The following is a 6,779-nucleotide window of genomic DNA, read 5'->3' as shown; positions in this document are numbered from 1 at the left end:
TGAGATCAGCGCGTCCCCGGCAGCGGGGCGGGGCCCCTTGCCATACGACGCCTGGCTAGTCGCGCACGAGCGGGATATGGTCCACGTCGTCACGCTTGGAACGGCGGTAGACCACGAAACGGTTGCCGATCACCTGCACCACCTCGGCGCCCAGCCTTTCGGCGAGCGCCTGTGCGGCTTCCTTGGCATCCATGCCGGATCCGTCGAGCACCTGGCACTTCATGAGCTCACGGCGTTCGAGGGTCTCCTCGGCCTGCTGCACCGCGGTGTCGCTCAGGTCGTTCTTGCCGATCTGGATGAGCGGCTTGAGGGTGTTCGCCAAGGCGCGCAGCTGCTTGGTCTGTTTCTTGGTCAGCGTCATGTCTCTTCCGTCTTTCGTCGAATTGCAAACCCGTGCCATCCTACTGCATGGTCCGCACGGGCCGCAAAACCGACCGTTCCGGTCTTCAGAAGTCGAAGTCGTTGGGGTCGGCGCCGTTGCGCTCGCCGGTGTTCATGGCGTCGATGGTCGCCATGTCCTCCGGGCTGAGCTCGAAGTCGAAGATGCGGTAGTTCTGCACGATGCGGGTCTCGTGCACGGACTTGGACAGCGGGATCACGTTGCGCTGCAGTTCCCAGCGCAGCACCACCTGCGCACTGGACTTGCCGTATTTCTCGCCGATGTCGAGCAGGCGGCGGTCGGCCAGCAGGTCGGAGCCCTGTCCGCCCAGCGGGCTCCACGCCTCCACGGCGATGCCGCGGGCATGGCAGTAGTCGACCAGGTCCTGGTTGGCGAACTGCGGGGAGGATTCGATCTGGTTCACGGCCGGCACCACGTCGGTGTCGTTGAGCAGTTCGTCGAGGTGGTTGGTCGCGAAGTTGCTCACGCCGATGGCGCGCACGCGGCCGTCAGCATACAGCTGCTCCATGGTCTTCCAGGCATCCTGCCAGCCTTCGGCCGGCCAGTGGATCAGGTAGAGGTCCACGTAGTCCAGGCCGAGCCGCTCGAGGCTCTCCTGGAAGGCATCCGCGGTGCGGTGCTTGCGGATGTCGTCGTTCCACAGCTTCGTGGTCACGAAGAGGTCCTCGCGCGCCACTTCGGACGCGGCGATGGCTTTGCCGACCGAGGCTTCGTTACCGTAGACCGCGGCGGTGTCGACCAGGCGGTACCCGGTTTCGAGGGCGGTACGCACCGCGCCCACGGTGACCGGACCCTCCGGCGAGCGGAAGACACCGAAGCCCACCTGCGGGATGAGCACCTCGTTGTTGAGCGGCTGGCGATGTTCTTGATGTGCCAAGGGAAACCTCATTTCCTGTCTGGACCTTGCTGCCTGCCATTGTATGGCCGCAGGGGTGCGACCGGAATCACAGTATGCTCACAGGGCATCGGCCGGATTTGGACGGCATCTTGCCGGCGCATGACCGGTCATCTACACTGTGACCATGCATTTGTTGGGAAATATCATATGGCTGGTGTTCGGTGGCTTGGCCCTGGCAGTGGGATGGTGCATCGTGGGCCTGGTGTTGTGCGTGACCGTCGTGGGCATCCCCCTGGGTGTGCAGGCCCTCAAGATGGCCAAGCTGACCCTCACGCCCTTCGGCACCACCGTCGTCTACGGCGGAGGCGCCGGGTCCTGCCTGCTCAACGTCGTCTGGACAGTGCTGGTGGGCTTCTGGATGGCGTGCGGCTACGTGGTCGCGGGCGTGCTCAACTGCATCACCATCATCGGCATCCCCTTCGGGCTGCAGTCTCTGAAGATGGCCAAGCTCGCCCTGTGGCCCTTCGGCGCGCAGATCGCGTGACGGCGCGACGGCTCAGTAGCCGTGGGAGTGCAGGTAGGCGTCGTCGAAGCCGAAGTAGTGGCCGATCTCGTGCAGGACGGTCTTCTCGATCTGCACGACCAACTGCTGGTAGCTGGAACAGACACGTTCGTGCGGCCCCTTGAAGATGGTGATCACGTCCGGCAGGACGCCCGCATAGGAGGACGGACCGCGCTGGGTGATGGGGATGCCCTGGTACAGGCCAAGCAGTTCGCCCTGGCCGTGCGTCATCTCCTTGCGCTGCTCGGGCGTCGGCTCCGGGGCGACGGTGATGGCGATGTTCTCCAGCACCTTCTTGAACTTGTCGGGCACGAGCTTGACGGCGTCCTGCACGGCGCGGTCGAATTCCTTGTCGCTGATGGTCATCATGGCCGGGGCCGCCCTCAGTCGCGTCCCAGCGGGTTGACGCCTTCGTTGGCGGGGCTGGTCTCGTTGTCGTAGATCATGGCATGCAGGTGGTCGTCGAGCCGGTCCTGCTCCGCATGCATCTCGGCGTCCTCGCGCGGCGTGTGCGGTTCGACGTCCAGCACGGCACGGCGTGCCAGGCCCTGCTTGTCGTAGAACCGGTACTGGCAGCGTGAGTCGGTGTGCAGGAAGTAGTGCTGCACGCCCGCTTCCTTGAACTGGTCAAGCAGCCAGTCGAACAGGTGCTGTCCGATGCCCTGGCCGCGCACGGAAGCGTCGACGAGCAGCAGGACGACCTCGGCGTCGTAGGCGTGTCCTTCCGCCTTCGCCTGCTCCAGCAGCTCGCGGTCCGCCTTCTCGTTGCGCTTGAGCTGTTCGTATGCCTCGTGGCCGCCCGGGTTGAGGTCGAGCGACATGCGCAGCTTCAGGGAGGCACCGTGGTGGCGTTCGGCCTTGTCATGGTCGAGGTCGGCATGGATGCCGCCGAGTACCACGCCCACCACCTTGCCGTCTGCCACGGCCACCTGTGCGCAGGTGGTGCGCGCCAGGCAATCCTCAAGGTCGATTTCCGCCAGTTTCATCGCCAGATCGTGTCCCTGGGCCGGATTGCCCCACTCGTCGCACAGCAGCTGCTCGATGGTCGGATAGTCGGCGCTTTCCAGCGCGCGGTACGTAATGTCTTCGCTCATGCGTCCCATGGTACGCGCCCGCACGCCCACCGGGCCGCTGGTTCGCCGATTGCGGCAAAAGCCCGCGGCCGTCAGGCGCCGTCGAGTTCGCGCAGCCGGCGCAGCATGCGCACCAGCACGCCGTTCTCCAGGCACTCCGCCAGATAGCCTTCGCTGTGGCGCTCGCGGTAGACGGTCATGGTCACCAGGGCCATCAGCAGTGGCGCGTCGAGCGCCTCGACGTTGAGGATGGACGGCGTCACGTCCTTGTCGAGGCCGTAGCGGTGCAGGACACGCGCATAGTCGGGGTCGCCCTGGCGGATCACCAGGTCGATGAAGCTGAGCACCACGTCTCCGTAGACACAGTAGCCGATGTCCGGCATGCCCAGGACCGGCGTCGCCATGAACTCGATATGGTACAGCGGCTCCGGCGGATCGGTGAACGGTTCCACGTAGGCGGTGACCCAGACGTAGCGCCCCGCTCCTTGTCCTCATGCAGGACGTCGACGACGTCGGCGTAGTGGCTGAAGTCCATGGCGTCCAGCTGTGCCGGGCCGTTGGCGGCATGAGGTGCCAAGGAGGCGCCGGCGCGCTCGTCCGGCATGGCGATGAGGAAGCCGTACCGCTGCCCCATCTCCAGCACCATGGCCACGATATGGCGGCAGACATGGAGGTCCTGCGCCTCCTGGCATATGCACGTCACCTTCGACACCACGTCGTGGCGCATGAGCAGGTCCACGTCGCCATCACCCTGAGGATCCGCCACGTGCGCGTGCCGGATGCCGAAGGAGGTGTCGGTCAGCGAGGTCACCGCCCCGGCCTTGAACAGATCGCGCCCCTCGTGCAATGCAGTCGTCGGCGCCCACTGCGCCAGATCCGTCAGGGTGCGCGCCACCCGGATGGACGATTCGATGAGCCGCAGGCGTGCCTCGTTGCCCATCGCCAGCAGCCGCCGACGTCCCTCGGGGATGACCAGCTCCTGCTGCGCGGAGGTCATCTCGATGGTGTCCGAGGCATGGTGGCGCAGCGGATCGGCGTTGAGGGCGTTGACGCGTTCGATCTGGAAGTTCTTGATCTCCGTACCGGGCACGCGGTGCCACGCGCTGACCAGGTGCAGCACGGAGGAGTTCTCGTACATCACGATGAAGTTGCGGCCGATCGAGGCGAACCACCATTCATCGAGGGCGCTGTTGGAGGGCTCGAACAAGGCGTCCTTGACGACTTTCCAACTGGGCAGCCGATAGGGGTCGGTCTTGAACAGTTCCGCGAGGTTGTCACGGAACGCGCCGGAGAACATGACGCCGCCGGTGACGCCGGAGCCCATGAGGGCGCGGAAGGAGCGGTAGGTCAGGGGCACCTGCGAAAGGTCGCACTGCTCGTACACGGTACCGGGACCGTAGGTGATGAGGGGATCGTCGCCGCGCAGGGAGCCGTCCATGGTCGGGTACTCGCACAGCACCATGGCGCCGCAGTTCTCGCACTGCTCGAGCACGCGGCCGCCGGGAAGGGTGACGCCCGTCTCGAACTCGCAGTCGTAGTTGTAGTGCGCCAACGATGAGGAAGGGATGAACCCGAACATGTGCGGGCCGCGATGGTGCAACCCATGCAGGGGTCCTCCACACACGCATTGCCGTCTGACCACAGGGCGCCTCCTTGTTCGCGGCCGTCCGCCTTCTTGTCATGCCAACCCGAAGGTCTCATTATCTCCAAACGGACAGACCGACTGGCCGGCCGCGTTTCAGCCCACGACGGAATACGCGACAAACTGGTCATAGCCTTTGCTTTTTCCTAGTAAGAGTATAGAACATGGTTCGCTCTGAGCAAAGTATCGGGTCTTTTCTTGGACACCCATGACGTCCCTCGCCTTAAGTTACGCCACAGTAACCACGAAACGCGGCCACCCCGTTTTGTATCGCCAATCGTGTAATCCGTAGGTATATGAGTGATTCCACGCGCACGCAGGCCGCAGCAGCATCGCCGGCCATCAACGACGCCACCATCGTCAAGCAGTACGAGACACCCCTGCACCACCCCATCGACCCGGACATCAATCTCTTCGATTTCCTCGCGGGCCGCGCCGAACGGAACCCCGACGGCTCCATGGTCGGATACAAGGACGACGACGGCGCATGGCAGTACTTCACCGCCGTCGAGTTCCGTGACAAGGTGATCGCCATCGCCAAGGGGCTCATCGGCTGGGGTGCCCGACCTGGCGAGTCCATCGCCGTCATCGCGCACACCCGGTGGGAGTGGGTCGCCCTCGACATGGCCATCATGTCGATCGGCTGCGTGACGGTGCCGGTGTACGAGACGAACTCCCCCGCCCAGATCCGCTCGGTCTTCGACGACGCCCAGGTCGTGCTCGCCTTCTCCGAGGACGACACGCAGCGCGAGAAGGTCGAATCCATCACCAACGACTGCCCGTCGCTGCGCGGCGACTTCGTCATCGACTCCGACGCCATCGACACCATCATCGCCTTCGGCGCGCACGTCACGGACGCCCAGTTCGACGAACGCAAGGACGCCACCCATGGCGACGTGCTGGCCACCATCATCTACACCTCCGGCTCCACCGGCACCCCCAAGGGCGTCGAGATCAGCCACCGCAACATGGCGTCGCTGTGCATGGACGCCCTGCAGTACATGCCGCGCGCCATCGACATCCCGGACCGCCGCCTGCTGCTGTTCCTGCCGCTGAGCCACGTCTTCGCCCGCTTCATGTGCATCGTGGGCTTCGCCGGCACCCTGACCCTGGGCCTGAGCAGCAACATGAAGACCATCATCAAGGACTTCGAGGAGTTCGGCCCCACCTTGCTGCTCGCGGTTCCGCGCGTCTTCGAGAAGGTGTACAACGCCGCCTCCCAGCGTGCCGGCAGCGGCTTCTCCGGCAAGATGTTCCTGCGCGGCGTGCGCACCGCGCAGGAGTGGAGCGCCGTCGAGCAGAGCGGCGAGAAGATGCCGTTCTCCCTCAAGATGCGTCACGCCTTCTACGACACAGTCGTGTACAAGAAGATCCGCACCGTCTTCGGGCCCAACGCCGACTTCGCCATCACCGGCGGCGCCCCCATGGACACCAACCTGGCGCATTTCTACAACGGCATCGGCATGCCGCTGCTCGAGGGCTACGGCATGACCGAGACCTGCGGTCCGGTGTGCGTGAGCCTGCCGGAGAACAACCACATCGGCACCATCGGCCAGCCCCTGTGCGGCGTCACCGTGGGCATCGCCGGCGACGGCGAGCTGTGCTTCAAGGGGCCGAACATCTGCATGGGCTACCACAACCAGCCCGAGGTGACCGCCGAGCAGATCGTCGACGGCTGGATCCACACCGGTGACTTGGGCGACGTGGACGAGGACGGCTTCATCACCCTCACCGGCCGCAAGAAGGACCTTATCATCACCGCCGGCGGCAAGAACGTCTCCCCCGGCCATCTCGAGACCACCGTCATGACCTCGCCGGTCGTCTCCCAGTGTCTGGTGATTGGCGACCGCAAGCCCTTCGTCGCCGCCCTGGTCACCCTCGACCTCGACGACGCGAACGCCTGGCTCACCTCGCAGGGTGCCGCACCCGCCAAGGACCTCGGGGAACTCTCGAAGAACCCGATCGTGCACGCCGAGGTCGAGCGCATCGTCAAGAAGGCGAACGAGGGCGTCTCCCGCGCCGAGTCCATCCGCAAGTTCGAGATCCTGCCCGACGAGTTCAACCAGGCCAACGGCATGCTCACCGCGAGCCTGAAGACCCGCCGCAAGCAGATCGTGGACCACTACCAGCACCTGATCGACACGGTCATCTACGTGCCGAAGAAGCCGGCCAAGTAGTAGTTCTCCACACCATGAGGGGCGTCCGGCGGGGCTCCGTACAGGCATAAGGGGCGCGACGCGCCGATGAAACATCATGTTTCATCG

Annotated in this window: 8 protein-coding genes; 2 read left to right on the top strand and 6 right to left on the bottom strand. The window is 64.9% G+C overall.

The annotated features are described in order from the left end of the window. Nucleotides 1–55: 55 nt before the first annotated feature. A complete protein-coding gene (locus tag BCUN_RS11180; protein ID WP_033518213.1) occupies nt 56–361 on the bottom strand; it encodes a YhbY family RNA-binding protein in 306 nt (101 codons plus the stop codon). Between the two features lie 85 nt (nt 362–446). Next, the gene (locus BCUN_RS11175) at nt 447–1,277 is read right to left on the bottom strand and encodes an aldo/keto reductase (RefSeq protein WP_033518215.1); all 831 of its coding nucleotides are present in this window, start codon (nt 1,275–1,277) and stop codon (nt 447–449) included. A 145-nt stretch (nt 1,278–1,422) separates the two neighbouring features. Between BCUN_RS11175 and BCUN_RS11170 the strand changes: the two genes are divergently transcribed. Next, complete coding sequence (locus BCUN_RS11170) at nt 1,423–1,782, top strand: YccF domain-containing protein (RefSeq protein ID WP_033518217.1); 360 nt, start codon at nt 1,423–1,425, stop codon at nt 1,780–1,782. Nucleotides 1,783–1,794: 12 nt separating this feature from the next. Here the strand turns inward: BCUN_RS11170 and BCUN_RS11165 are convergent, their stop codons facing one another. From BCUN_RS11165 to BCUN_RS11155, 4 genes are all read right to left on the bottom strand, one after another. Next, nucleotides 1,795–2,166 (bottom strand): metallopeptidase family protein, encoded by a 372-nt coding sequence (locus BCUN_RS11165; protein ID WP_033518219.1) that lies wholly within the window; start codon nt 2,164–2,166, stop codon nt 1,795–1,797. 17 nt (nt 2,167–2,183) lie between these two features. Then, nucleotides 2,184–2,894, bottom strand: coding sequence for a GNAT family N-acetyltransferase (locus BCUN_RS11160; protein WP_051921079.1), 711 nt, complete (start codon nt 2,892–2,894; stop codon nt 2,184–2,186). A gap of 71 nt (nt 2,895–2,965) precedes the next feature. Beyond that, entirely contained in the window at nt 2,966–3,220 is a 255-nt protein-coding gene (locus tag BCUN_RS12850) for a DUF6508 domain-containing protein (protein WP_238552434.1), read from the bottom strand. Continuing rightward, the gene (locus tag BCUN_RS11155; RefSeq protein WP_238552433.1) at nt 3,196–4,452 is read right to left on the bottom strand and encodes a hypothetical protein; all 1,257 of its coding nucleotides are present in this window, start codon (nt 4,450–4,452) and stop codon (nt 3,196–3,198) included. The genes BCUN_RS12850 and BCUN_RS11155 overlap by 25 nt, the downstream gene beginning before the upstream one ends. A 359-nt stretch (nt 4,453–4,811) precedes the next feature. On the opposite strand from BCUN_RS11155, the gene BCUN_RS11150 reads away from it, so the two are divergent. Then, nucleotides 4,812–6,692 carry an AMP-dependent synthetase/ligase gene (locus tag BCUN_RS11150; RefSeq protein WP_051921078.1) on the top strand — a complete coding sequence of 627 codons (1,881 nt, stop codon included), beginning with the start codon at nt 4,812–4,814 and terminating at the stop codon, nt 6,690–6,692. Nucleotides 6,693–6,779 lie beyond the last annotated feature (87 nt).

Origin of the sequence: Bifidobacterium cuniculi (assembly GCF_000741575.1) — a bacterium.
Lineage (GTDB): Bacteria > Actinomycetota > Actinomycetes > Actinomycetales > Bifidobacteriaceae > Bifidobacterium > Bifidobacterium cuniculi.
The sequence above is the reverse complement of the archived record's forward strand: the minus strand, read 5'-3'. Positions and strand labels throughout refer to the sequence as shown.